The sequence below is a fragment of the Pseudarthrobacter sp. HLT1-3 genome, from assembly GCF_059383535.1.
This window is the reverse complement of record NZ_JBWZCJ010000001.1, coordinates 104,690-127,910: the sequence shown is the minus strand read 5'-3', so window position 1 is coordinate 127,910 and position 23,221 is coordinate 104,690. Positions and strand designations below refer to the sequence as shown.

At 68.0% G+C, this 23,221-nt stretch carries 19 protein-coding genes and 1 riboswitch; of the genes, 13 read left to right on the top strand and 6 right to left on the bottom strand.

All coding sequences use genetic code 11. From position 1 onward, the window contains the following. Window positions 1–4: 4 nt before the first annotated feature. Both AC50X9_RS00550 and AC50X9_RS00545 read right to left on the bottom strand, forming a co-directional pair. Window positions 5–1,903, bottom strand: coding sequence for a DEAD/DEAH box helicase (locus AC50X9_RS00550; protein WP_494889000.1), 1,899 nt, complete (start codon window positions 1,901–1,903; stop codon window positions 5–7). 310 nt (window positions 1,904–2,213) lie between these two features. Next, a complete protein-coding gene (locus AC50X9_RS00545) occupies window positions 2,214–2,549 on the bottom strand; it encodes a hypothetical protein (RefSeq protein ID WP_494888997.1) in 336 nt (111 codons plus the stop codon). A gap of 208 nt (window positions 2,550–2,757) precedes the next feature. On the opposite strand from AC50X9_RS00545, the gene AC50X9_RS00540 reads away from it, so the two are divergent. After that, window positions 2,758–3,414 carry an SAM-dependent methyltransferase gene (locus AC50X9_RS00540; RefSeq protein WP_494888991.1) on the top strand — a complete coding sequence of 219 codons (657 nt, stop codon included), beginning with the start codon at window positions 2,758–2,760 and terminating at the stop codon, window positions 3,412–3,414. 60 nt (window positions 3,415–3,474) lie between these two features. Here the strand turns inward: AC50X9_RS00540 and AC50X9_RS00535 are convergent, their stop codons facing one another. Then, a complete protein-coding gene (locus AC50X9_RS00535) occupies window positions 3,475–4,938 on the bottom strand; it encodes an MFS transporter (RefSeq protein WP_494888989.1) in 1,464 nt (487 codons plus the stop codon). Window positions 4,939–5,682: 744 nt separating this feature from the next. On the opposite strand from AC50X9_RS00535, the gene AC50X9_RS00530 reads away from it, so the two are divergent. From AC50X9_RS00530 to AC50X9_RS00520, 3 genes are all read left to right on the top strand, one after another. Further along, entirely contained in the window at window positions 5,683–6,723 is a 1,041-nt protein-coding gene (locus AC50X9_RS00530) for a hypothetical protein (RefSeq protein WP_494888987.1), read from the top strand. Between the two features lie 234 nt (window positions 6,724–6,957). After that, window positions 6,958–7,920: a hypothetical protein gene (locus tag AC50X9_RS00525; RefSeq protein WP_494888985.1), complete on the top strand. Its 963-nt coding sequence runs from the start codon at window positions 6,958–6,960 to the stop codon at window positions 7,918–7,920. Window positions 7,921–7,931: 11 nt separating this feature from the next. Further along, entirely contained in the window at window positions 7,932–8,159 is a 228-nt protein-coding gene (locus AC50X9_RS00520) for a hypothetical protein (protein WP_494888983.1), read from the top strand. A 71-nt stretch (window positions 8,160–8,230) separates the two neighbouring features. Here AC50X9_RS00520 and AC50X9_RS00515 read toward each other — a convergent pair whose 3' ends face one another. Continuing rightward, on the bottom strand, window positions 8,231–9,463 hold the full coding sequence (locus AC50X9_RS00515; RefSeq protein ID WP_494889486.1) for an MFS transporter: 1,233 nt from the start codon (window positions 9,461–9,463) through the stop codon (window positions 8,231–8,233). A gap of 122 nt (window positions 9,464–9,585) precedes the next feature. On the opposite strand from AC50X9_RS00515, the gene trmB reads away from it, so the two are divergent. From trmB to AC50X9_RS00470, 9 genes are all read left to right on the top strand, one after another. Beyond that, window positions 9,586–10,509, top strand: coding sequence for a tRNA (guanosine(46)-N7)-methyltransferase TrmB (gene trmB / locus AC50X9_RS00510; protein ID WP_494888981.1), 924 nt, complete (start codon window positions 9,586–9,588; stop codon window positions 10,507–10,509). Window positions 10,510–10,568: 59 nt separating this feature from the next. Beyond that, window positions 10,569–11,444 carry a DUF1206 domain-containing protein gene (locus AC50X9_RS00505; protein WP_494888976.1) on the top strand — a complete coding sequence of 292 codons (876 nt, stop codon included), beginning with the start codon at window positions 10,569–10,571 and terminating at the stop codon, window positions 11,442–11,444. Continuing rightward, window positions 11,444–12,712 carry an N-acetylglucosamine-6-phosphate deacetylase gene (locus AC50X9_RS00500; protein ID WP_494888974.1) on the top strand — a complete coding sequence of 423 codons (1,269 nt, stop codon included), beginning with the start codon at window positions 11,444–11,446 and terminating at the stop codon, window positions 12,710–12,712. Before AC50X9_RS00505 ends, AC50X9_RS00500 begins: the two co-directional genes overlap by 1 nt. Window positions 12,713–12,854: 142 nt before the next feature. Next, window positions 12,855–12,942, top strand: a riboswitch (SAM riboswitch). 101 nt (window positions 12,943–13,043) lie between these two features. Further along, the gene (locus AC50X9_RS00495; RefSeq protein ID WP_494888971.1) at window positions 13,044–14,705 is read left to right on the top strand and encodes an ABC transporter substrate-binding protein; all 1,662 of its coding nucleotides are present in this window, start codon (window positions 13,044–13,046) and stop codon (window positions 14,703–14,705) included. A 6-nt stretch (window positions 14,706–14,711) separates the two neighbouring features. Further along, the gene (locus AC50X9_RS00490) at window positions 14,712–15,671 is read left to right on the top strand and encodes an ABC transporter permease (protein WP_494888969.1); all 960 of its coding nucleotides are present in this window, start codon (window positions 14,712–14,714) and stop codon (window positions 15,669–15,671) included. Between the two features lie 18 nt (window positions 15,672–15,689). Further along, on the top strand, window positions 15,690–16,589 hold the full coding sequence (locus AC50X9_RS00485) for an ABC transporter permease (protein ID WP_494888967.1): 900 nt from the start codon (window positions 15,690–15,692) through the stop codon (window positions 16,587–16,589). Window positions 16,590–16,600: 11 nt separating this feature from the next. Then, window positions 16,601–18,268 carry a dipeptide ABC transporter ATP-binding protein gene (locus tag AC50X9_RS00480; RefSeq protein ID WP_494888965.1) on the top strand — a complete coding sequence of 556 codons (1,668 nt, stop codon included), beginning with the start codon at window positions 16,601–16,603 and terminating at the stop codon, window positions 18,266–18,268. Between the two features lie 33 nt (window positions 18,269–18,301). Further along, entirely contained in the window at window positions 18,302–19,552 is a 1,251-nt protein-coding gene (locus tag AC50X9_RS00475; protein ID WP_494888963.1) for an acyl-CoA dehydrogenase family protein, read from the top strand. After that, on the top strand, window positions 19,552–20,982 hold the full coding sequence (locus AC50X9_RS00470) for an LLM class flavin-dependent oxidoreductase (protein ID WP_494888961.1): 1,431 nt from the start codon (window positions 19,552–19,554) through the stop codon (window positions 20,980–20,982). The genes AC50X9_RS00475 and AC50X9_RS00470 overlap by 1 nt, the downstream gene beginning before the upstream one ends. Here AC50X9_RS00470 and AC50X9_RS00465 read toward each other — a convergent pair. Further along, window positions 20,979–21,272 (bottom strand): flavin reductase, encoded by a 294-nt coding sequence (locus tag AC50X9_RS00465; RefSeq protein ID WP_494888959.1) that lies wholly within the window; start codon window positions 21,270–21,272, stop codon window positions 20,979–20,981. The two genes, AC50X9_RS00470 and AC50X9_RS00465, sit on opposite strands and share 4 nt — an antisense overlap. A gap of 171 nt (window positions 21,273–21,443) precedes the next feature. After that, window positions 21,444–23,216 (bottom strand): hypothetical protein, encoded by a 1,773-nt coding sequence (locus AC50X9_RS00460; RefSeq protein ID WP_494888957.1) that lies wholly within the window; start codon window positions 23,214–23,216, stop codon window positions 21,444–21,446. Between the last annotated feature and the right edge of the window lie 5 nt (window positions 23,217–23,221).

Here is a 23,221-nt window from a genome sequence, read left to right as displayed (position 1 = left end):
AGTCTTAGCGGCTGCGGCGTTCGTTCGACGCCGGGGCGGATGCGCGGCGGGGGCCGCCGCTGCGTGCCGGACGGCCTTCGCTGGAGCGGCCGTTGCCGCCACCTGCGTAGGATCCGCCCGAGGTGCCGCCGGTGTTGGAGGACCAAACGGCCGCATTGGACCCGGTCTTGCTTCCGCCGGTCTTGGCACCGGCAGCTGCACGCTGGCCCGTTGCCGGGCGACCGCCGCGCTGGCCGCCGGTGGCGCCGCCCGTGCGGGGGGCACCGCCGGAGCGGGGAGCACCGCTGCGGGGAGCCGAAGCGCCCCGGGCGTCGCTGCGCCCTTCTGCGGCGCGGCCGTCGGAACCGCGGCCGGCCGATGCGCGGCCGCCGGCGGCCGGAACATCATTGCGGTGGGTACCGTACGAGGTCGAGCGGGCGCGGACGCTGCGGCGCTCGGCGCGCTCGGCGTCCTGCCGGTCCTCGTTCCGCTCGATCACACGATCCGCTGCGTTGCGGGCAGCAGTCTGGCCTTCGTAGGCCACGGCACGGCGCTCGGCGCGGGGCAGATCGGTGCGGGGAGCCTCGGCTCCGACGCGTCCGCGTCCGCCACGACCGCCACGGCCACCCGCGGTGGGTGCAGCCTGGGTGGTGCGGCGGGCCCGCTTGCGCTCGGCGTTGGCACCGGTGGAGCTGCCGCCGCCCTGGTTGGACTTGGCAGCCAGCAGGGCAGCGCGGGTGCGCGGATCGATCTTGTCAGCCATTTCGCCGACCAGTTCTGCAACCAGCGGCGAGTTGGCAGTGACGCGCTCGAAGTTAACCTCGACGCCGGCAGCCTTCATCAGCTTCTTGACGTCGGACTGCTGCTCCGGCAGGGTCAGCGTGACGACGGTGCCGTCGGAGCCTGCGCGGGCGGTACGGCCCGAGCGGTGCAGGTAGGCCTTGTGTTCGGTGGGCGGATCCACGTGGATGACCAGCTCGACGTCGTCGACGTGGACACCGCGGGCGGCGACGTCGGTGGCGACCAGGACGCGGACTTCACCGGAGGCGAACTCCGCCAGGTTGCGGTCACGGGCGTTCTGCGAGAGGTTGCCGTGCAGGTCGACGGCGGGGATGCCGGCGTCGGTCAGGGTCTTGGCAAGCTTGCGGGCGTGGTGCTTGGTGCGCAGGAAGAGCACCCGGCGGCCGGCGCCCGAGGCGAGCTCGACGATCAGCTGCTTCTTGACGGTCTGGTCGTTGACGACGAGCACGTGGTGTTCCATGGTGGTCACCGCGGCCTGTGACTCGTCCACCGCGTGGGTCAGCGGGTTGGACAGGTAGCGCTGGACGATCTTGTCCACGCCGTTGTCGAGCGTGGCGGAGAACAGCATGCGCTGGCCCTGGCTGGGGGTCATGTCCATGAGCTTCTTGACCACGGGGAGGAAGCCGAGGTCGGCCATGTGGTCGGCCTCGTCCAGGACGGTGATCTCGACGCCCTCGAGGGTTAGGACGCGCTGGCGGATCAGGTCCTCGAGGCGGCCCGGGCAGGCGATGACGATGTCGACGCCGGCGCGCAGCGCCTTTTCCTGGCGGGCCTGGGAAATGCCGCCATAAATAACGGTCGTGTTCAGGCCCATGGCCGTGGCCATGGGCTCGATGGTCGCGTTCAGCTGGGTGGCCAGCTCACGGGTCGGCGCGAGGACCAGGCCCATCGGGCGGCCGGGCTTGCGGAAGTGCTTGGCTTCCCGCTCAGCGAGTCGTGCTACAAGCGGGATGGCGAAAGCAATGGTCTTGCCGGAGCCGGTGCGGCCGCGGCCCAGGACGTCGCGTCCGGCCAGCGTGTCCGGCAGGGTCTTGACCTGGATGGGGAACGGTTCGATGATCCCCTGGGCGGTGAGGGTGTCGGCGAGGGCCTTGGGCGTGCCGAGGGCAGCGAAAGTAGTCATAGGTTTCAAAGGTCTTTCAGGCGGTATCCGTGCGGATATCGGCCCCGGCGCCGGTTGGCTCAGGGGTTCGCCGAAGAAAAGTCAGGTGATCAACCGGCCAGCTGCTGTTAAGGCGGCGGCCGGGACCAAATAGAACGCGTTCATCGACGCAGGATGTGCCTCTCACATGAAAAAATCCCACTCCCTGCGGCTGGAATCCGGAAGGAATCCATCAGGGGAACCGGTTGATGAACCGGAACGTTAGTGGGCATCACTGCACATCAAGTTCCCTCAGTCTATCATCCGGCGGGGCCAATCCCGTTTCCGCTGCTCAGGACACCAGGCTGGGCGCCTGGAACAGCGGGACGTGCGACGCCGTCACCCGGGCCGCCGGGGCCGCCGCCGGCTGTTTGGACGCCCCATCCGCGACCGCCGGCGAAACGAACTCGCCCGCCGGCACCGCAACGCGCAGGATAACCAGCGCCTCGGTGTCGATCAGCCTCCGGGTGCCGGTCCGCTCGTCCAGAATCCAGAACAAATCCGTGGCCGGCACCGTCCGGATCACCTCGCCCCGGTGGAACATCCGCCCGTTATGCCACGCCTCAATCTTGTCCCCCACTGACAACTCCTCACACGATTGAACCTGACGCGCCGCTTCTACAGTCATGGCCTGCTCCTATCCCGGATTCGGATTCACCCCAGTGTCATTCCGTCCTCCGGCTTCAGCCTCCACTACCGAGGTTTCGGGGGCGTTTCCGGGCGGTGATTTTCGTATGTCGATTTCCGGCGCCGGCCGATTTGCTGGTGTCCCCCGGGGGCCTTCCCCTGCCATGATGTGGGAATAACCCCACGGCCTTACGACCCCAAGGACAACGATGAAGGAGCACGAGCACACCGAACACGGCAGCAACGTCAGCGCAGCCCAGGTGTGGGACGAGAAATACAGCAGCCGCCCCAGGATTTGGAGCGGCGAGCCGAATCAGCAGCTGATCGCCGAGGCCGCGTCCCTTTCCCCCGGAACGGCCCTGGACCTGGGATGCGGCGAGGGCGCGGATGCGATCTGGCTCGCCAGCCGTGGCTGGAAAGTCACCGCCGTCGACGTCTCCGCGGTCGCGCTGGAGCGGGCCGAAGCGCATGCGCGGGAGCGCGGGCAAAGCGGGAACATCACCTGGGTGCAGCAGGATCTGGCCACCTGGGTGCCCGAGGAGCTCTTCGACCTGGTCACGGCACAGTTTCTGCATTCCACTGTGATGCCCTGGCAGCAGGCCCTCCAGCTAGCGGCCGCAGCGGTGCGGACCGGGGGGACGCTGCTGATCGTGGGCCACCACCCCGACGGGCTGCCGTCGGGCCACAATCACGAACCGGAGATGTTCTACACGGCCGAGCAGTTGGCCCAGGAGCTGAGGATCGAGGAACCCGAGTGGCGACTCGACCTCGTCGACACCCGGCACCGCAGCAGCACCGGCCCCGACGGCGAGGCTGCCGCCCTGACGGACGCCGTGCTGCGCGCCACCCGCCTTACCGCACACTGAGCTCATCCGACCCCTGAGCTCACCCGGCCGGGACCTCCCGAGGACCGGCCGGGGACGGACTCAGCGGGGACCCGACGCCGGAGCGCGCCGCCGGGCCACCCGCGGGGCGACGGCAACCGCGGCGATGCCGATCAACGCTGTCAGGGCGAAGACACCGCCAAAGGCCGCCGCCGCGGTCGGGAACGCGGTAAAGATGATGCCGGTGGTGGCGAGCGAAAGTGCCCCGCCCAGCGAGTCGGAAATGGACATCGCCGAACTGTTGAAGCCTTCCTCTTCCTTGCTGGACAGCGCCAGGGTCATCACGCTCAGGCGTGAATACATCAGCCCCATGCCGCCTCCGGCGACCACCCAGGCGACGATCGCCACGGCGGCCGGCCAGCTGAGGACCGTGGTCAGCAATACCAGGACGACGGCGCCGAGGACCAGGGCCGCCCCGATTCGAACAGCGCGGCGGTGATCCAGGCGTGACCCGAGGCGGCCCTGGACCGCGGAACCTGCCGCCCACGCGACGGCGCCGCCGGTCAGGGCAAGGCCGGCGAAGGTGGGGGAGAAAGCGTAGCGCTCCACGAGCAGGTACGGCAGATAGACCTCGGCGCCGAAGAACGCGGCGGAGGCCAGGCCGCGGGTGAGGATAACGCTGGGGAGTCCGCGGCGGCCCGTCAAAGTTCCGCGCGGCACCAGCGGGCGGACGGCGATGAGGGCCACGACGACGGCCGCCACAGCTACGACCCCGCCCGCCGCCGGGAGCCTGGCGGAGAGGTTCAGGCCGAGCACGGCGAGCGCTGCGAGGGCGGCCCAGGCCAGCCGCCCGGTCCCCGAGGACCGGTGCGAACCAGTGGACATGTCCTCCGGTGCCGCGGCTGTCGGCGGTGCGCCGTCCGGCATGCCGCCGGCGGTGCCGCCGGACTTAGCGTCGGGCGTGCCGTGCAGCCCGCGCAGGGCCGGCACAATCATCAGCAGTGCCGGCAGCACAAGCCCCACGACGCCGAGGAACACCCAGTGCCAGCTGGCCAGCTGCGCCACGATGCCGGCGGCGAACGGACCCACCAGCGAGGGGATCACCCAGGCTGCGGAGAAGGCGGCGAAGATCTTCGGGTGCAGCACCGGCGGGTAGACGCGGGCGATCACGACATACAGCGCCACCGTTATGGCGCCGCCGCCCAGGCCCTGGACCAGCCGGCCGGCCACGAGGGCAGGCATGCTCGCTGCTGTCCCCGCGAGCAGCAGGCCCACCACAAACATGGCGACTGATGCGTACAGCGGTCCGACCGGGCCGCGCCGGTCGGACCAGTTGCCGGCGGCCACCATGCCGATGACGCCGGTGGCGAGCGGGCCTGCGAAGGCCAGTGCGTAAAGGCTGGCCCCCGCCAGCTCCCGGCTGACCAGCGGCATGATCGTGGTCACCGCCAGCGATTCGAAGGCGGCCAGGAACACGAGTGCACAGGCGCCCAGGGTTACCAGCAGGTAGTCGCGGTGGAAAATGCCGGCTGATTCCAGGGTCGGGGCGGGAACGGAACGGGGCAAGGGCCTGGCCTGATCAATAGTCGTGTACGAACCTCAACGTGGGTTCAGGTCGAGGTCGGCTGCCGCGGAGCTTTCTGGCGGGTCCGGGATGTGGCTCAAGGGGAAGCATGCCACAGCCGGCGGGCCGGGCGCACCATGCGCGCGGCGTCGGTGCCTGGGGGTGCGACGGGAACCTGCCTGAAGACCCCAAAGTCCTGATCCCCGGGCTTTCATCCGTTATCGGATGCCCGTGTCGGGCCGAAGTGCCCTTCTTGCGAATCCCTACCGAAACGTAGCGTGTGCCTTACAAGACAAAGGGGGGCCTGCGATGTCCGCTCGGGCAGTAGTGACAGCTGGAGTATTCCGGGCGGCGCCGGGGGCGAGGGCCAGGCGGCGGCTTACCTGCATCGTCGCCGCGCTGCTGGCACTGGCGGGATGTTCCTCCGGGCCCTCGACGCCGGGCGGACCGACGACGGCGGATCCGTCCTCTTCATCTGCCGGCACCCCGTCGGCGGATACTGGCTCGGCCGGCGCTCCATCGGCGGGCGCGCCGAGCAAGGTCTATACGGACCAGGAATTGATGGCGATCATTAACGCCGTGGGCCAGAACCGCCAGTCACAGGGATGGGCACAGGACTCCCAGCGGATGCGAAGCGTGGCGGCGGGCGGCTCATACCCGGCGCAGAGACCGTGACGACGCCAGGCGACTGCGCGGTCTTCGCGTCCCGAAATCCCTTCGCCCAATGGGCGGACAAGAGTGTGAACATGGCGGAAGGAATGATGCCAATCGCCGGAACGCGGGAGTCGGGACCGACGACAACCATCATGCTCACGCTCCGGAGCGCGGAGGCGTCCGCGATCTCCCAGGCCGACTTCAACTACACAGACGACTTGGCTGCCCGCTGCAGCCAGTTCGACGTCGCGTCCACGGAGTCCGGCAGGACCTCGACGTACGCGGTCCAGCTCCTCAACGCACCGCCTGCCGGGGAGAAGAGGTTCGCCTGGCTGCAGACCACAAAACCGCAGGACCCCGGGGATTTTGGCTGGGTCGGGCTCCGGGTGCTGGCGGGCACGATGTCCGTCACGCTGGGTCTCTCCGTCGCCGCACCGAGCTCCGAGGCCGACGCCCGCCCCGCCCTCGATTCCATGGCCGCGCTGGCACAGGAGCTCATCGACCAGGCCGCGCAGCACCCGCCATCGGTAGCTGCGGCTCCGCCGAACTCCCGCACCCCGGACGATCTCGTCGCACTGCTTAAGGGCATTGCGGGACCAACCGGGAAAACAGTGGACATGCCTGCTGCGTCAGTCATCGGTTCGGAGCGTCCCGGCATTGATCTCGGCCAGCCGTCCCAGGGGCCACGGCCGCCGTGCAGCTTCAGCGGCGCCGCCTACCAGTCGCCGATCGGCTCGGTGGTCGGCCAGGGGCAGATCCAGGGTGCCAGCAAGATGGATTTCATCGAGCTCGCAGTGATCAGCATGCCCACAACCGCGACGCCACCATACCCGTTCGATGCCCAGGCCGCAGCGCTCCGCGACTGCCCGGCAATCCAGGAGGACCTGGGCGGAGGCACGCGCCAGTGGTCGGGCACCAAGCAGCTGAACATGGCCGGCGCCGGCGACTCAAGCTACGCCGTCGCCTACCAGTTAGCCGACGAGACCGGTCAATGGCACGTCCTCGTCGGCGCACGGAAGGGGACGCTGGCGGTGGAGGCGAGCACTGTCAGGTCCTCGGAGGCCGACGCGCAGCCCGCCGCGGACGTGCTGGCCGGCGTTCTCGGCCAGGTCTTCGCCAAAGCGGGCCTGTGATGCCACGTCGCGGCTGGGCGGCCGGCGCCGTCGTGGCCCTTCTGGCCCTCGCCGCGTGCACCCCGCCACCCGGCGGTACGTCGCCGTCGACCCCCGCCCGGCAGTGCGTCTCCGGGCAACACCTCGCCCGACAGTGCGCCACCCGCCGCCGCGGCGCCGGGCGAGATCTATACGGACCAGCAGCTCGTTGACCTGGCGACGACGGTGGTGCGCTCGCGAAACCTTCAGGGGATCGTGGTTGACACACGGACCCTCCGTGAGACGGCCAAGGTCGTCACACCGCCCGCCAGCACCGGCGCCACGACGCCGGAGCAGTGCGGCGCCTTCCGACTGCACGAGGAGACGGAGACCGCGACACGCCGGACCGATCCAGACGTGAGCTTCGCGGAGGGCCGCATGCCCCTCACCGAGCAGTCGTCGCAAACGACAACCATCGTCTTCGTGATCAGGAGCGCCCCGCACGACAAACTCGCCGCTGCGGATTTCAATAAGACGGCTGTCCTGGCGGCAGAGTGTTCCCAATTCGAGCGGAGCTACACCTACTCCATGGCCGGCGGAACGATGTCGTCAAGGTACGAGGCCCAACTTCCGGCGGCGCCGCCCGTCGGGCAGCAGGCATACGCAACCACGCAGAAGGCGAAGGGACTGGGGCCCAAAGACATCGGGACCGCTGGACTGCAGGTGCTGGCCGGGACGATGTCCATCGACATGGCTCTGACGGTCTGGCCGGTAAATGCTGAAACGACTGCACGGGCAGTGGACTCCATGGCGGGCTTCGCCCGGGACCTCATCGACGAGGCAGTGAAGAACCCGCCCAGCGCCCCGCAGCCGAATCCGGCGGGCGCCCGCAGCCCGGAAGAGCTAAGCCAGCTGCTCACGGGAGTGACTGGAGGGGCCGGCAGGGAGCTCTACGTGACGCCGACCGAGGCCCGCGTGGTTTCGCGGGCACCAGGGGCCTCACCGCTCCCGTCGCGCGCCAGCTGCGCCTACGACGACGCCGCCTACTACGGAACACTCGCCGGCGGAGCGACCCTGGCCCAGGGCATCGTCTCCACCGGCGACAAGATGATCTCGCTCGACGTGACCGTCATCAGCATGGGCACAGCCCTCGCGCAGCCCTACCCTTCGACCTCCGGACGTCGGCAATCAGCGACTGCACGTCCATCCAGGCGAACGTCCTGGGGCAGGGCCCACTAACCTGGCCGGCGGTGCAGCCCCTGACCGTGCAGTTCGACGCCGATTCCAGCCACGCCTTCAGCTACCAGACCTCGGACGGATCCGGCCAGTCCTACGTCCGTCTCGGTGCCCGGACGGGGACGCTGTCGGTGGAGGTCAGCAGGATGACTTATCGGCCGCTTGCGCAGGGCGATGTCCAGGCCGCAGTCGACGCGGCAAGCACCGTCATCCAGCAGGTGTTCGCGAAGGCCGGCGTTTAGGGAGCGCCAGGGGCGCCTCGGCCGGCCGGGCCTGTGTGAGGCTTTTCCAGATGGTGCGTCCCAGGCCGCCGTCAGCCGCCGATGAAGCGGTTCCGCCCGGCGCGGTAGCCGAACACCGCCGCCAGCGATCCGACGGCGAGGAAGAGCACACCCGCCGCCGCGAACGACCCCGTGGCCTGGTGCAGCTGGCCGACCAGCAGGGTCCCGGTGGACCCCACTCCGTAGCCCACACCCTGCATCATCCCGGACAGATGCGCCGCGGTGTGGCCGTCCCGGGTGCGGACCATGATCATGGTGAGCGCGACGGCGGTCAGGCTGCCCTGGCCCAGGCCCAGCAGCCCGGTCCACAGCCAGATCAGCTCCAGCGGGCCGAAAATGCTCAGCGCAAAGCCGCCACCGGTCATCAGCGCCACCACAGTGTTGATCGCGCGCTGGTCCCGGAACCGGGTGGCGAGCGCCGGCGCGAACAGGGACCCGAGCATCTGCAGCAGAATCGACACGGAAACGATCACCCCGGCCGTTCCGCCGTCCACCCCTCGCTCGCGCAGAATCGGGGCCAGCCAGGCAAAGACGCTGAACGACATCATCGCCTGCAGCACCATAAAAATCGTCACCTGCCACGCGACCGCCGAACGCCAGACGTTCACGCCGCCGTGCGCAACCTGGTGCCGGCCGTGGCGCTGCCGGAGGGCCAGCGGCAGGAACAGCAGAAGAACGACACCGGCGGGCAGCGCCCAGAACCGCAGCGCCGCCGTCCACTCCCCTGACGCGCTGAAGACCGGATAAGTGAAACCGGCGCCGAGGGCCGCGGAGGCGCAGATCGCCGTGGTGTAGAGGCCACCCATCAGGCCGAGCCGGTGCGGGAAGTCACGCTTGACCAGACCGGGCAGCAGCACGTTGCACAGCGAGATCGCCGCACCGCAGGCAGCCGTCCCGGCCAGCAGTGCCGGCAGGTGCCCGGCGCCGCCGGCCTCCAGGGGCCGCAGCAGGAGCCCTGCCGTGAGCACGGCCATGGCGCCCAGGAGCACACGCTCGGCGCCGAAGCGGCGGGCCAGGACGGGTGCGAGCGGCGCGAAAACCCCGAGCAGCGTTACCGGCACGGTGGTGAGGACGACGACGGCCCAGCCCGGCAGCCCGGCGTCGGCCGTCACCTCGGGAAGGACCGCGGAGAAGCTGGAGAAGACGGTGCGCAGGTTCAGCCCGATCAGGACCAGGCACACACCCAGGTAGGCCAGGCTGCGCCGGCTGCCGACCCGGGTGGGCTCCGCCGCGGGGACGTCGTCGATCTCGGCGTCCACCAGCATGCTTCGGCGGTCTTCGGCCCCGACGCCTGTGACGGCGGGGTCCTGGGAGCTTTTCGGTACAGTCACGGCCCCATTCTGGCAGGCTCCGGGGCGGGCGCCGGGACTCCACTATTCTGGAAGGGATGAGTGAATCCCCAGAATCCCCCGAATCACCGAAGCCTCCCCGGCCGGTGACCCCCGGCAGCCAGGCCTCCTTCGGCACCTACGGCGGCCGCCCGGTCAGCTTCGTGCGCCGCGGCACCCGCCTGCAGGGCCGCCGCCAGGTCGCGTGGGAGGAACATTCCGACCGGTGGGCCGTGGAAGTCCCCCGCCACATCGCCAACACGTCCGTGCACCCGGACTATGTCTTCGACGCCGCGGCCGAATTCGGCCGCACGGCCCCCCTGATCGTGGAGATCGGCTCCGGCCTCGGCGACGCCGTCTGCCACGCCGCCGAGGAGAACCCGGGCAAAGACTTCCTCGCTGTTGAGGTCTACACCCCGGGACTGGCCAACACCCTGATCAAGATCAACAGCCGCGGCCTGGCCAACGTCCGCGTCGTGGAAGCAAATGCCCCTGAGGTGCTCGCCACCATGCTGCCGGCCGGATCCGTGACCGAACTCTGGGTCTTCTTCCCGGACCCGTGGCACAAGTCCCGGCACCACAAGCGCCGCCTCATCCAGCCTGCTTTCGCCGAGCTCGCCGCTCGGGCCCTCAAGCCCGGAGGCATCTGGCGGATCGCAACAGACTGGTCGAACTATGCCGTCCACGTCCGCGAGGTCCTGGCCGGCTCCGCCGACTTCGAGAACCTTCACGACGGCGAGCGCAGCGGCGACGAGAGCCCGCTCACCCAGGTCTGGGAATCCGGCGTCGAGTCCCTCGTGGGCGGGGCCCCGGTGAAGGAGGGCCGTGCCCCGGTGAGCACCGAACATACCGGCCCCAACGAGGGAATCGATGAGGCCGGCGGCTGGGCGCCGCGGTTCGACGGGCGGATCCTGACGAGTTTCGAGAACAAGGCGCACGAGGCCGGCCGGCTCATCTTCGACCTCAGTTACCGGCGCCGCTAGGCCCGCCACACGTCAGTGCTGTTCCCGGCGGGTTTCGCGTGGCACGATTACGGAAAGGCATGAACCGGGCGGAATGGTCGTCCGGCAGAACCACCGAGTCAGTCGAGGAATCCGCCATCAAAAGAGAACTGAAGGACGCCGCGGACGCGGCCGAAAGCGTCACGAATTCCCGCGCACTGGAGCTGGTGGCCCGTGCCGGTTTTGCGGTCAGCGGCATCCTGCACTTTCTGATCGGACTCGTCGCGATCCGGCTGGCCATGGGGGGCGAAGGCGACGCCGACGTCAGCGGCGCCGTGGAGCAACTCGCCGCGCAGCCGGCCGGGCCGTTGCTGCTCTGGAGTTCCTTCGTAGCCTGCGTGGCCCTTGCGATCTGGCAGGCAAGTGACGCGATCTTCGATTTTGAACACCTGCCGGCCAAGAAAAAACTGGGGAAGAAGGCCAAGGCCGCTCTCCAGGCTGTGGTCTACGCCGGACTCGCCGTCACCCTGTACTCCTTCGCCAGCGGCGCCGGCAAAGATAACAGCACCTCCACGAGCGACCTCACGGCGTCCGTGATGAAAGCCCCCGGTGGCTACGCCCTGCTGCTCGTCGTTGGCGCGGCCGTGGCGATCGCCGGGATCGTCTACATCATCCGGGGCTTCCGGCAGTCCTTCGCCAAACACCTCCGCCTCCCCGCCTCGCTGCGGGCACGCTCGGCGGTGACTATCCTCGGCGTCGTCGGCTACGCCGCCAAGGGCATCGCCCTGCTGCTGGTGGGGCTGCTGGTCATCATCGCCACGGTCAGGGTCCACCCCGAGGAGTCCACCGGGCTCGACGGCGGCCTGAAGGCCCTCCGCGACCAGCCTTTCGGCCTGTACATCCTTGCTGCCGTCGGCCTTGGCCTGATCTTCTACGGCGTCTTCATGATGGTGCGGGCCAAACTCGCCAAGATGTAATGCCGGACGTGGACAGCCCGGACGTCCGCGAACCCGTCCCGGGTGCCGCCTGCGTGCTGGCCGGCACACTGATCTCCGACGGCGCCGCCACCGCCGACTCCATCGTGGCGGTGGCTGGCGGCAGGATCGCCTACGCCGGGCGGCGGAGCGGCTTCGACGCCGCCGGGTTCCGCGCCGGCGTCCGCGCTGCGGGCTTCGGGCACGCGGAGGAAATCAACCTTCCTGCTGGCAGCTCGATCCTTCCCGGCCTCGTTGACCTGCACTGCCACGGCGCAGCCGGCGGCGATTTCCCCACCGGTGACAGCACAGCGTGCCGCGCGGCCGTCGCATTCCTGCACCGCAACGGAACGACGACGCTGCTGGCCAGCCTTGTAACCGCGCCGGCGGAGGAGCTCATCCGGGGAATCACGGTGCTGCGGCCGCTCGCGGACGAGGGCCTCATCGCCGGCATCCACGCCGAAGGCCCGTTCCTCGCCCGCGCCCGCTGCGGCGCGCAGGACCCGGAGTGGCTCCGGAACCCGGATCCTGGGCTGCTGCGCCGGCTGCTGCACGCGTCCGGCGGCACGCTCACAACCATGACCTATGCCCCCGAACTGCCCGGAGCCGCCGGGCTGGTCAGCCTGCTCGCCGCGAACGGTGTCACGCCGTCGCTGGGACACACCAACGCCGATGCCCACACCGCCGCCGACTCGCTGGCCCGCGCGGCGGAAGACCTGCGCGGAACGGGCCGGCGGCCGACGGTGACGCACCTGTTCAACGGGATGCCGCCGCTTCACCACCGGAGCCCCGGACCCGTGGCGGCGTGCCTGCGCCTCGCGGCCGCAGGCGCCGTGGCGGTGGAACTCATCGGCGACGGCGTCCATCTGGACCCCGAGACGGTCCGGATGGTGTTCGGACTGGTCGGCGCCGACAACATCGCCCTGGTCACCGATTCCATGGCGTCGACCGGCCTGCCCGACGGCGACTACGGGCTCGGCCGCGCGGCGGTGGTGGTCCGCGAGGGCGTGGCGGCGCTGAAAAGCACCGGCGCCCTCGCCGGCGGCACGGCCACGCTGCTCGACGTCGTCCGCCGGACCATCGAGGCCGGCGTCGCACCCGCAGACGCCGTGAAGGCCGCGACCCTGGTCCCGGCCGGGATCCTGGGGCTTGGGACCGAGATCGGGAGCCTGCGGCCGGGCATGCGCGCCGACGTCGTGGCGGTGGACCACGACTTCCGGCTGGTCGCCGTACTGCGTGGCGGGCAACCCCTGGCGCGGCCAACGTCATGATGCTCGGGAAACTGGGGCTTTGTGATCGTTTGTTGCAGAACGTGTCGTAATTATTGGGAAATCGAAGATTCTGCAGGAAAGTAGGTGTTGCCTCCGTCCGAAACGGTCGCGGCAACAAGAAACGTCCTTCTGAACGAATTACCAACCATCCAGATCGGCTGAGAGACCTGGCTCGATGACGCCGTAGCAACCACCTTCGGGCACGGTGCTAATGCCAGGACCGATGGATATTGCCACGATCCCAAGTTCCACTAACCGGCGCCCTGCGGTGGCTGGCGTGTGTGGGGCCTGTGATTCTGGAGTTCCCCGGTCATGACCGAGAGGATCCGCGATGGATACCAATGAATCACGCACGGCCACGACGAACGCGAAGGCAAAACGCCGCCCGCTGCGGTTGCTGACATTGATGGGCGCGGCGGCCCTGGCCCTGAGCGCCTGCGGCGCCAACCCGGCCGGCACCCCGGCATCGCAGACCCAGGATGGGCCGCCGGTCCAAGGCGGAACGTTCGTCTTCGCCGAGGTCACCCCGATCAACAACTTCCAGACCCAGGCGGCGCGTTTCTACGAAAAGGCGAACGTCCTGAACAGCGTGCTGGACCGGCTGACCTATTTCGATGCCAAGAAGGGCGAGCTTGTCCCCTGGATCGCCAGCAAGTTCACCGCAAGCGAGGATCAGACCAAGTTCACCTTCACGATCCGCCCCGGAGTGACGTTCAGCGACGGAACACCGCTGGACGCCAAGGCGGTCCAGGCCAACTTCGAGGCGCTGGGGAAGGGCATTGAAAGTGCGAAGATCCAGCCGAACGTCGACTTCTCGACCTACCAGTCCTCACAGGTCATCGGCGGGGACCAGGTGGAAGTAACGCTGTCCTCCCCCGACGCCAACTTCCTGCGCGCCACGTCCTCCGTCACCGCCGGACTCGTTTCGCCGAAGACCCTCACCCTGGACAACGCCGGCCAGTCGGCCATCGCGAAAATCTCGGGATCGGGTCCCTTCACCTTCGAATCAGAGAAGGCAGATGAGGAAATCGTCCTGGCCAAGCGTTCCGACTACTCCTGGGCTCCGGAGGGTGCCGCCAACCAGGGCGCCGCCTATCTGGACAAGGTCGTCGTGAAGTACCTGCCGGAAGTGGCACACCGTGCTGGTGCCGTGCAGACCGGCCAGGTTGACCTGGTTCGTGGCCTGCAGCCGGCCGACGAAACTGCCCTTGCCGGGAGCGGCAACCAGGTCCTGCCGGCCAAGGGCATTGACCTGACGGCAAACATGGCGGCAGTGCGGGTCGGCAGCGGCAAGCTGTCGGACGCGAAGGTCCGCCAGGCACTGCAGCTCGGCATTGACCGGCCGACGCTCAAGGACACGGTGCTCTCCGACAGCTACGAACTCGCCGGCTCCATCCTGAACCGCGAAGCGCCTGACTTCGTTGATCTCTCCGCTGACCTGGCCTACAACCCCGAGAAGTCCAAGAGCCTGCTGGAGGAGGCAGGCTGGGCAGTTGGCTCCGACGGCATCCGCGCCAAGGACGGCCAGAAGCTCGAGGTCACCGTCACGTCGTCAAACAACTCTGTGGTGATCAAACCCGCCTTTGAACTGATCGAGCAGCAGTGGCGCGAGATCGGCGTGAAGTTGGTCAACCGCGCGGCGGACAACGCCTTCCTGGCGACTGCCATGAAGGATCCCAACGTGGAATTCTTCGGAACCCGGCAGTTCGCCTACGGCGGCCTGGGGCCGGTCTTCGGCCCGGTCACCAACACGCAGACGTTGAACGCGGACCCGCAGCTCAATGAACTCTTCGCCACGGAACGCGCCGCCACGAGCGCAGCCACGCACAAGCAGTCCGTCGCCGAAGAACAGCGCGCGCTGGTTGTCGACCAGGCGTTGGCCCTCGTTCTCTGGGACGAAGTCCAGGTCTACGGCGCCAACGCCACGTCGCATGTCGAATTCACCTCCGGCACCGCGCCGATCTTCCAGGGCGCCTGGAAGACCGGCAAGTAGATCGTCATGGGTCTCTACTTTGCGCGGCGCCTCGGACAGGCACTGCTTGTCATCTGGCTGGCGTACACGCTCGTCTTCCTGGCAGTACAGCTGCTTCCCAGCGATCCGGTCACGATCTTCCTCTCGGCGGACGCTGCAGCTGACCAGGCAACGATTGATGCCATGAAGGCCCAATACGGCTACGACCAGCCGCTGCTGGTGCAGTACCTAAGCCAGCTCGGGCAGTTGCTCGGTGGCGACGTCGGGTACTCCCTGGCCTCCGGGCAGTCGGTGGCAACCCGCATCGGAGCGGTGGCCGGATCCACCCTGTCGTTGGCCTCCAGTGCCTTCGTGTTGGCCGTTGTCCTGGCGGTGGCCCTCGTGGCCGCGGCCACGTTGAGCCGCTCGACGGCGCTGAAGCGCTTCATCACCAATCTCCCGCCGTTGTTCGCAGCGGTTCCGGTGTTCTGGCTCGGGCTCGTGCTGCTGCAGCTGCTGTCCATCCAGCTCGGCGTGATGTCCCTTTTCCCGGACGGTTCCTTTGCATCGCTGGCCGTTCCCGTCCTGGTCCTGGCCCTTCACGTTTCCGCCCCAATCGCGCAGGTACTGCTCAAGAGCATCACCCACGTCTATGAGCAACCGTTTATCGACGTACTGCGGGCCAAGGGCGCGTCCCCCGCGTGGATCTTCTACCGCCACGCCCTGAAGAATGCTGCGGGGCCGGCAATGACCATTGCCGGCATCACGGTCGGAACCCTGCTTGCCGGTTCCGTCATCACGGAGACCGTTTTCGCCCGCTCGGGCCTTGGCTCGGTGGTCCTTCAAGCCGTCACAGTCCAGGATGTCCCGCTGGTCCAGGGCCTGGTCCTGCTGACGGCGTCGGCGTTCGTTGCAGTGAACCTGATCGTCGACCTGCTGTATCCGCTGCTGGATCCCCGCATCCTCAAGAGCAGTGCCCACGGCTCGCCACGAGCACTGAGTGCCTGAGACCGAACGGAGAACCTTGTGAGCCTCGAGCTACTACCAACAGATCCGATTGAAGAGGTGGCGCTGCCGCCGGCCGGTCGCGGCGCCGTCCCGACCGGCCAGGGAAAGCGCGAAAGAAGCATCCTGCGCTCGGCGAGCCTGTGGCTGACCGTCCTTCCGTTGCTGATCGTCCTGGGGTGGGCATTTCTGCCGGGCCTGTTCGGCGCCTTCGACCCCATCAGCGGCATTCCGAAGCAGAAGTTCCAGCCGCCAAGTGCCGGGCACTGGTTCGGCACCGACCACTTGGGCCGGGACGTCTACTCGAGGGTCGTGCACGGCACCTCGCAGACCCTGCTCACCGCAGGGCTCGCTGTCCTGATCGGCTTCGTGGTGGGAACGGCCCTGGGTCTGTTCGCTGCGACGGCCGGCCGGGCCGCCGATGCGAGCACCATGCGCCTCGTGGACGTGCTCCTGGCCGTGCCGGGATTCCTGATCTCCCTGATCATCGTGACGGCGTTCGCGCCCGGACCGATCTCGCTCGGCGTGGGCGTGGGCATCGCCTCGATTGCCTCGTTCGCCCGCGTGGTGCGCTCCGAAGTCCTGCGCGTCCGCAACCTGGACTACGTCGAGGCCGCCTTCGTCAACGGAGGATCCTATTGGTCCGTCATCTGGAAGCATGTCCTGCCGAACTCCTGCGGCCCGGTCCTCGCACTGCTGGCAGTTGACCTGGGTGCTGCCATTCTCGCAATTTCCGGGCTTGGCTTCCTCGGCTTCGGCGCCCCGCCGCCCACCCCGGAATGGGGCTTGCTGATCTCTGAGGGTCGGCAATACCTTGCTGGCGCGTGGTGGATGACCAGCCTGCCGGGCCTGGTCATCGTGCTGACGTTCGTGCTTTTGGCCGGTCTCGGACGCCAACTTCTCAAGATCTTCCGGTTCTAGTCAGGAGCCCCATGACCATCAACTCAGTAAAACCCATAGCCGGACCCGGCCCGCTACTTGAAGTGCGCGGATTGCAGGTCGCATACGGCCGCGGCCCAGGGGCCGTTGTGGCCGCAGAGTCACTCGAACTGGTCCTCAAGCCGGGCGAAATCGTTGCCGTCGTTGGCGAATCCGGTTCCGGCAAAAGCACGCTCGCAAAATCGCTCATCGGCCTTCTCCCCGAAGCGGCCACGGTCTCTGCCGGAACCATCGTGTTCGATGGAATTGAGCTGACCGGGCTTTCCGAACGCGCGCTTGAGGAAATCCGTGGACGCAAGATCGGCATGGTTCCGCAGGACCCCGGCGCCTCGCTGGATCCGGTGAAGACGGTCGGATCCCAGGTGGCCGAGGTCTTCCGGCTGCACCCGGAGGAAGGCAAGCGCTCCAAAAGCGAGATCCGGGCGGAGGTCATCCGGCTCTTCGAACTGGTGGGCATCGACCGTCCGGCGGAGCGACTGAAACAGTACCCCCACGAACTCTCCGGCGGCCTCAAGCAACGGGTCCTGATTGCGATCGCCTTCAGTCTGGGACCGAAGCTGCTGATTGCCGATGAGCCGACCTCGGCGCTGGACGTCACCGTGCAGCGCCGGGTGCTCGAGGTTTTCAGCAGGCTGGCGCGGGACCACGGGACGGCCGTCATCTTCGTGACGCATGACCTGGCCGTCGCAACCGATCTGGCCGACCGGATCGTGGTGATGCGGCAGGGCAGGATCCTTGAAGACCGTCCGGTCACCGACATCCTGGCGCAGCCGGAGGACGACTACACCGTCAGGCTGCTCCGGGAGGCCTCTCCGACCGCCCCGAAAGCTGACCCGGCCGACGTGGATACAGCCCGCGAGGAGCCCGTTGCTGCGATCGAAGTCCGCGGCCTCACCAAGGTCTTCGGCCGGGGCGGGACTGAACACCGCGCCGTGGATGACGTCAATTTTGCGGTGCGCCAAGGAACCACGTTCGCGCTGGTCGGGGAATCCGGGTCAGGCAAGTCCACAACAGCCCGCATGATCATGCGGCTGCTCGACCCTACTGCAGGCACCGTGGTGGTGCACGGGAACGATGTCACGTCAACCCAGGGCAAAGACAAACGCGAGCTGTGGCGCTCCCTGCAGCTGGTGTACCAAAATCCGGATTCGGCGCTCGACCCGCGGCTGACCGTTCAAGACATCGTCGCCGAACCCCTGGTGAATTTCCGTGTGGGGTCACGCCTGGAACGTCGTGCCCGGGTTGCCGAACTCCTGGACCAGGTGAACCTCCCCGCACGCGTCACCGGCAGCAGGACCAAGGAACTCTCCGGCGGCCAGCGCCAGCGCGTGGCGATCGCCCGGGCCCTCGCCCTTGGCGCGCGCACCATCGTGCTGGACGAGGCCCTGTCCGCCCTGGACGTCCTGACGCAGGCGCAGATTCTGGTCCTGCTCGAAAACCTGCAGCGCGACCTGGGACTGTCCTACCTGTTCATTTCCCACGACCTGCACGTTGTTGAACGCTTCGCCCATGACGTCGGCGTGATGAGTCGGGGCCAGCTGCGAGAAGTCGGCCCGACTGCGCAGGTCTTCTCCAACCCGCAAAGCGAATACACCCGTCTGCTGCTCGACTCCAACCCCGGCCACCGCCTGCGCGACCTCGTTGCGGCAACCGGCCACTAAGAACGTCAGTCCCCCTTCAACGTTAGGAACATGATGACTGTCTCGACAGAAGTAAGAGAACTCAGCGGAGAGGCCCGCTACGCGGCGTTGTCCGCCCGCTTCCAGGATGTCTTCGCGCGGATTGCAGAGGGTGCCCTGGAACGCGAGTCCAACCACGTCCTGCCGTTCGAGCCCGTCGCCTGGCTGAAGGAAAGCGGATTCACGACCCTTCGCGTCCCCGCCGGGCACGGCGGCGACCCCGTCAGCTATGAGCACCTGAGCCGGCTGCTGATCGAACTCGCCGCCGCGGACTCCAACGTTTCACACCTGCTGCGGTCACACTTCTCGTTCGTGGAAACGATTGCGCTGCAGCCCGTCGAATTCCGCAACCGCTGGTTCCCCCGCGTCCTCGCCGGGGAGATCTTCGGCAACGCTGCCACGGAACGCTCCGGCAACGCGCTGGGCACCACCCAGACCAAGCTCCGCGAGGAGGACGGCCGCTGGCTGCTCAAGGGCGAAAAATACTACACAACCGGCAGCATCTTCGCCGACTGGGTCGTGGTCATGGCGAGCACGGAGGGCCTTGAGGGCCGCCAGTACGCGCTGGTCCGCGTGAACGACCCCAAAGTCACGATCCTCGACGACTGGGACGGGTTCGGGCAGCCGCTCACCGGCACCGGAACTGCCATCTTTGATGACGTGGAGGTCGACGCCGGGGACATCATCCAGCGCAGGGTCACCAGCACGCTGGAACCGGCTTTCTTCCAGCTCGCACTGCTGACCGTGCTCGTCGGAATCGGCCACGCGGCGCTTCGCGACGCCAGCAAGCTGGTCCGCGAGCGCACCCGTACCTTCAATACCGGGTCAGGTTCACTGTTCAGGGACGATCCGCTGATTCAGGAACGCGTGGGCCAGATCGCCGCCGGCGTCTACGCCGCGCAGTCCATCGTTGTGGCAGCCGCACGCGATCTGGATGCCGCCGTCGACCCTTCTCTCGGACTTGATGGGGAGGCGGCCTTCGTCCGGGCCGAGCTGGGGGTGCAGCAGGCCCATGTGACGGTCCCCGGCCTGGTTCTGGCCGCGGCGAATGAGCTGTTCGATGTCACCGGCGCTTCGTCGACCAGCCGCGGCAAGGGGCTGGACCGGCACTGGCGCAACGCCCGGACGGTAGCCACCCACAACCCGGTGGTGTTCAAGGCGCGGTCCGTCGGCGACTATCACATCAACGGAACCATCCCCACGGGCCTCCACAGCATCGGCGACGCGGTCCCCGCAACCACGCCCAGCCAGGGGAGCGATTCCTGATGGGGACCTTTGACGAACGTCCCCGGCTGCTCCTGAGCGCTTTCGTGATGAACACAACCACCCACATCCTGGGCGGTCAGTGGCGGCATCCGGAGGCGCAGCAGCACCGCTTCAACGAGCTGCAGCTGTGGGTCGATCTGGCCCGCGAGCTGGAGGAGGCAAAATTCGATGCGATGTTCTTCGCCGACGTCGTGGGGCTGTACGGTGACCACGAAGGCGGCTGGGCCTCGCTGGTCGAGCGGGGGCTTCAGGTCCCCTCGAACGATCCGCTGGTGCTCTGCTCCGCACTGGCCGCAGTGACCAAAGATATTGGCCTCGCCATGACGAGCTCGGTGATCCAGTCGGATCCGTTCCAGCTGGCCCGCCAGCTGTCGACCCTGGACCATATTTCCAATGGCCGTGTCGCCTGGAACATCGTTACCAGTGTGTTGGAGAACGCCCACCGGAACTTCGGCAACGCCGGGCTCACTCCGCACGACGACCGGTACGACTGGGCCGAGGAATACACCGAGGCTGCCTACAAGCTCTGGGAGGGTTCCTGGGACGACGACGCACTGCTGGCCGACAAGGTCCGCGGCATCCATGCGGACCCGGCGAAGGTCCACAAGATCAACCACCGCGGGACCCGTTACTCCATTGACGGCCCGCACCTGGTCGCGCCAAGCCCGCAGCGCACCCCGTTCCTGTTCCAGGCGGGGAGCTCCGCCCGCGGCAAGAAATTCGCCGCGGAGAACGCGGAGGCAACCTTCCTCTTTGCGCCCAACGTTGACTACGTCAAGAAGCAAACTGCCTCGATCCGGGCCCTCGAGTCCGCGGCAGGCCGGGCCGCCGGCGACGTCAAGATCTTCGGCGGACTGTCCTTCGTGATCGGCAGCACCGAGGCAGAGGTCGCCCGCAAACAGGCCGAATACGACGAGTACCTGGATCTCGACACGATCATCGCGCATATCGGCGGCGGGATCGGCGTCGATTTGGGCGGCCTCCCGCTCGATACCCCGCTGGGCGAGATCGAGACCGAGGGTGCCCAGGGTGTTCTTCAGGCGGCCATTGCGTCCGTTCCCGGCGGCAAGCCGACCATCGGTGACCTGGCGCGCTACCGCGCCAAGGCCCAGCAGATCGCCGGCACCCCGGATCAGATCGTGGACGAACTGGAACGCTGGCAGGATGCCGGGATCGATGGTGTGAACATCATCAACCAGATCATTCCGGGGTCCTACACGGACTTCATCCAGGGCGTACTGCCCGAGTTGCAGCGCCGCGGCCTGGCCCAGACGGAGTACGCGCCGGGCACGCTGCGGGAGAAGGTCTTCGGCCGTGGCCCGAAGCTTGAGCCGACCCACCCCGCAACACGCTATCGCGGTGCCTTCAGCGACCTGTCGGCCGCAGCAACGGTGAAGCCGACGAACGACCTGGCTTCGCTGCCGGCTTAGCCGGGCGCCATCTGACCACGGCAGGCAGCGTGCCTGCCGTGGTCAGACGGAGTGCCTGCCGTGGTCAGGCGGCGCCGGAAAGCAGTCCGCGCGGAGCCGAACGCCGGAGTAGTTGCCAGGGCCTCGGGCAGCACAGGGTTGCCCAGCGGCGACGGAGAGTTGTCGACTCCGGCAAATTTTTCGGTTCCCGACCGGGCGAACTGGGCGGCCAGATGCTGATGTTCCTGCGCCAGCATGTTCACCGTGAACTTGCCTGCCCCGCGCGGGCTCAGGTCTGAATGATCCGTCATGGCAATTTCCTTTCGAGGCTTTCCCCCCATCAAGCACCGTTGCTTCCGGTTCCCAACACACCAGCCGAAACCTGCGGACGCGGAGCGCAACATGGCTTCACACGACACCGGAAATTACGACGGCGGTCCGTCACTCCGCTTCATGATGTGACCGCCGCCCTGCCGCGTGGATCAGGGCTTGAAGTCGTCATGGACCACTACCCGGGACAGCTCAATCGTTCCGTCCGGCAGACGCCAGAAGTGCAGCCGCCGGGCCGATGCCACCTTCTGCTCGATCGCCGCGCGGTAGCACCTGGCCCCGTCCGCGCGCACCAGCGGGGCAGTGTCTCCGCCCGGGGTCGACCGCAGCGCATGGACTTCCCGCGCCGCGTTCCGCTCGGCCATCCCGGTCAGGACCTCCACAATGGCCTTCAGCGCCTTCGCCACAACTCCGGGTTCGGTGAAGCCGTAGAGGGTCGCCGCAAACTCCGGGCCGACTGTCCAGTCCGGGGGCAGCACGTGCCGTGCCTTGTCAACCGCCGACACGTTCTTGGCCCAGGCGAGGTACACATCGTGCCGCATGCGTTCTGCGGCCGTCGCGAAGAGTCCCTCCGAACCGCTGGCCATGGCGCGTTTGAGCGCCGGCTGCGTCCGGCGCTTGTAGGCCCGGAGGTCGAGGAGTTCTTCCTGCCGCCGGGAGAGACGGACCTCCGCGTCCTCCAGAGCCGCCCGCGCCGACTCGGCGATCTGTCGTTCCGCCGCGAGTTCCGCCCGGAGGGTGTCCTGCTTCAGCTGGAGGCTGACGAGTCCCGCCCCGGCCGTGCTGGCAGCGGCGACCAGTTCCTGCAGGGCCGCGACTATCCTCCGCTCGGCTTCGAGCTGGAGTTGGGTGCTCATCAGCGCAGCCGACGGCATTGGAGACCGGCCGGCTGCCGCGCCGGAAGTCCCGTGTGCCGCGTCTTCGGTTCGCGCCCCGGGGGCGCCCGCGGCTTCGGCGGCGAACGTCCGGCCCGAGGTGGGCTGCTCGGTGAGGTGCCGTCCGGGCCGGAGCCAGGGGGTACCGCCCGTCAGGAGCGCGGGCGCCTCCACGACGCCAGCGTCATCGTCGACGTCGAGCAATGACAAGGCCACGGCCCCGCTTTCCCGCAGGAACCGCGCCACCACCACTTCGCCTTCCGTGACGAGGCTGTCCACGGTGTCGAGGGGGTTGGCGGAGACCCGGGCCTGGTCAACGGTCCAGCTCACTCCCGGGTAGAGGGTGAGTCTCGCGCCCTTGGCGCTGACCTGCTCGGCCAGGGCGAGGACGAGGTCTCCGGACCGGTAAAGCTCCGCCAGCCGGGGTGCGGTCTTCAGGGCGTTGATGTCCAGCGTCCTGTCCTCGTCGTTGAGGTCGCCTTCCACGGACTGGCCGAGGTCGAGCATCCAGTCGAGGCGGACCGGCGGGACCACGCGCTCGCGCTGGATGGTGCAGCAACTGCCGTCGCCCAGTTCGATGATCGCCCGGGAGCCAGCGCTGGCGAAGGCCTTCACGGTACCCCGGACGCGCCGGGGCAGAGAGCGGACCGGCGCAGCCTTCGACGGGACGACGGTGATCAGTCCCAGCACGTCCTCGATGATGTCCTCGGCCGCGCGGGCAGCCGTCCGGCGGTCGCGGGCCATCCGCAGCGGGCTGCGGTGCACGTCGGTCATCCAGCGACGATCCTCCGAGTAGACACGCGCCGCATTGCCGAACACGTGCGCCCCGTACGGCAGGCTGTCGCCGAAGGCATAGCTTTCCGGACCGTTTTCCAGCCAGTAGACCTCGGCCAGATCCCCAATCTTTCGAAAGATATGTTCCACGTCGATCCGGTTGTCCTGCTGCCCCGGATGCCATGAGACAACCGCCGCCGGTCTGGTCCGTCCCGCCGCCATCAGCCGCAACGCGAGTTCTGTCCCCGAGGTGACAACTACATAAGACTGTTCCATAACGA

Bases quoted from the DNA above. Each gene is read 5' to 3' on its own strand.
- AC50X9_RS00540 (WP_494888991.1), top strand. From the start codon at position 2,758: ATGAAGGAGCACGAGCACACCGAACACGGCAGCAACGTCAGCGCAGCC.
- AC50X9_RS00480 (WP_494888965.1), top strand. From the start codon at position 16,601: ATGACCATCAACTCAGTAAAACCCATAGCCGGACCCGGCCCGCTACTT.
- AC50X9_RS00490 (WP_494888969.1), top strand. From the start codon at position 14,712: ATGGGTCTCTACTTTGCGCGGCGCCTCGGACAGGCACTGCTTGTCATC.
- AC50X9_RS00505 (WP_494888976.1), top strand. From the start codon at position 10,569: ATGAACCGGGCGGAATGGTCGTCCGGCAGAACCACCGAGTCAGTCGAG.
- AC50X9_RS00460 (WP_494888957.1), bottom strand. From the start codon at position 23,216: ATGGAACAGTCTTATGTAGTTGTCACCTCGGGGACAGAACTCGCGTTG.
- AC50X9_RS00530 (WP_494888987.1), top strand. From the start codon at position 5,683: ATGGCGGAAGGAATGATGCCAATCGCCGGAACGCGGGAGTCGGGACCG.
- AC50X9_RS00470 (WP_494888961.1), top strand. From the start codon at position 19,552: ATGGGGACCTTTGACGAACGTCCCCGGCTGCTCCTGAGCGCTTTCGTG.
- AC50X9_RS00495 (WP_494888971.1), top strand. From the start codon at position 13,044: ATGGATACCAATGAATCACGCACGGCCACGACGAACGCGAAGGCAAAA.
- AC50X9_RS00475 (WP_494888963.1), top strand. From the start codon at position 18,302: ATGACTGTCTCGACAGAAGTAAGAGAACTCAGCGGAGAGGCCCGCTAC.
- AC50X9_RS00545 (WP_494888997.1), bottom strand. From the start codon at position 2,549: ATGACTGTAGAAGCGGCGCGTCAGGTTCAATCGTGTGAGGAGTTGTCA.
- AC50X9_RS00500 (WP_494888974.1), top strand. From the start codon at position 11,444: ATGCCGGACGTGGACAGCCCGGACGTCCGCGAACCCGTCCCGGGTGCC.
- trmB (WP_494888981.1), top strand. From the start codon at position 9,586: ATGAGTGAATCCCCAGAATCCCCCGAATCACCGAAGCCTCCCCGGCCG.
- AC50X9_RS00550 (WP_494889000.1), bottom strand. From the start codon at position 1,903: ATGACTACTTTCGCTGCCCTCGGCACGCCCAAGGCCCTCGCCGACACC.
- AC50X9_RS00515 (WP_494889486.1), bottom strand. From the start codon at position 9,463: ATGCTGGTGGACGCCGAGATCGACGACGTCCCCGCGGCGGAGCCCACC.
- AC50X9_RS00465 (WP_494888959.1), bottom strand. From the start codon at position 21,272: ATGACGGATCATTCAGACCTGAGCCCGCGCGGGGCAGGCAAGTTCACG.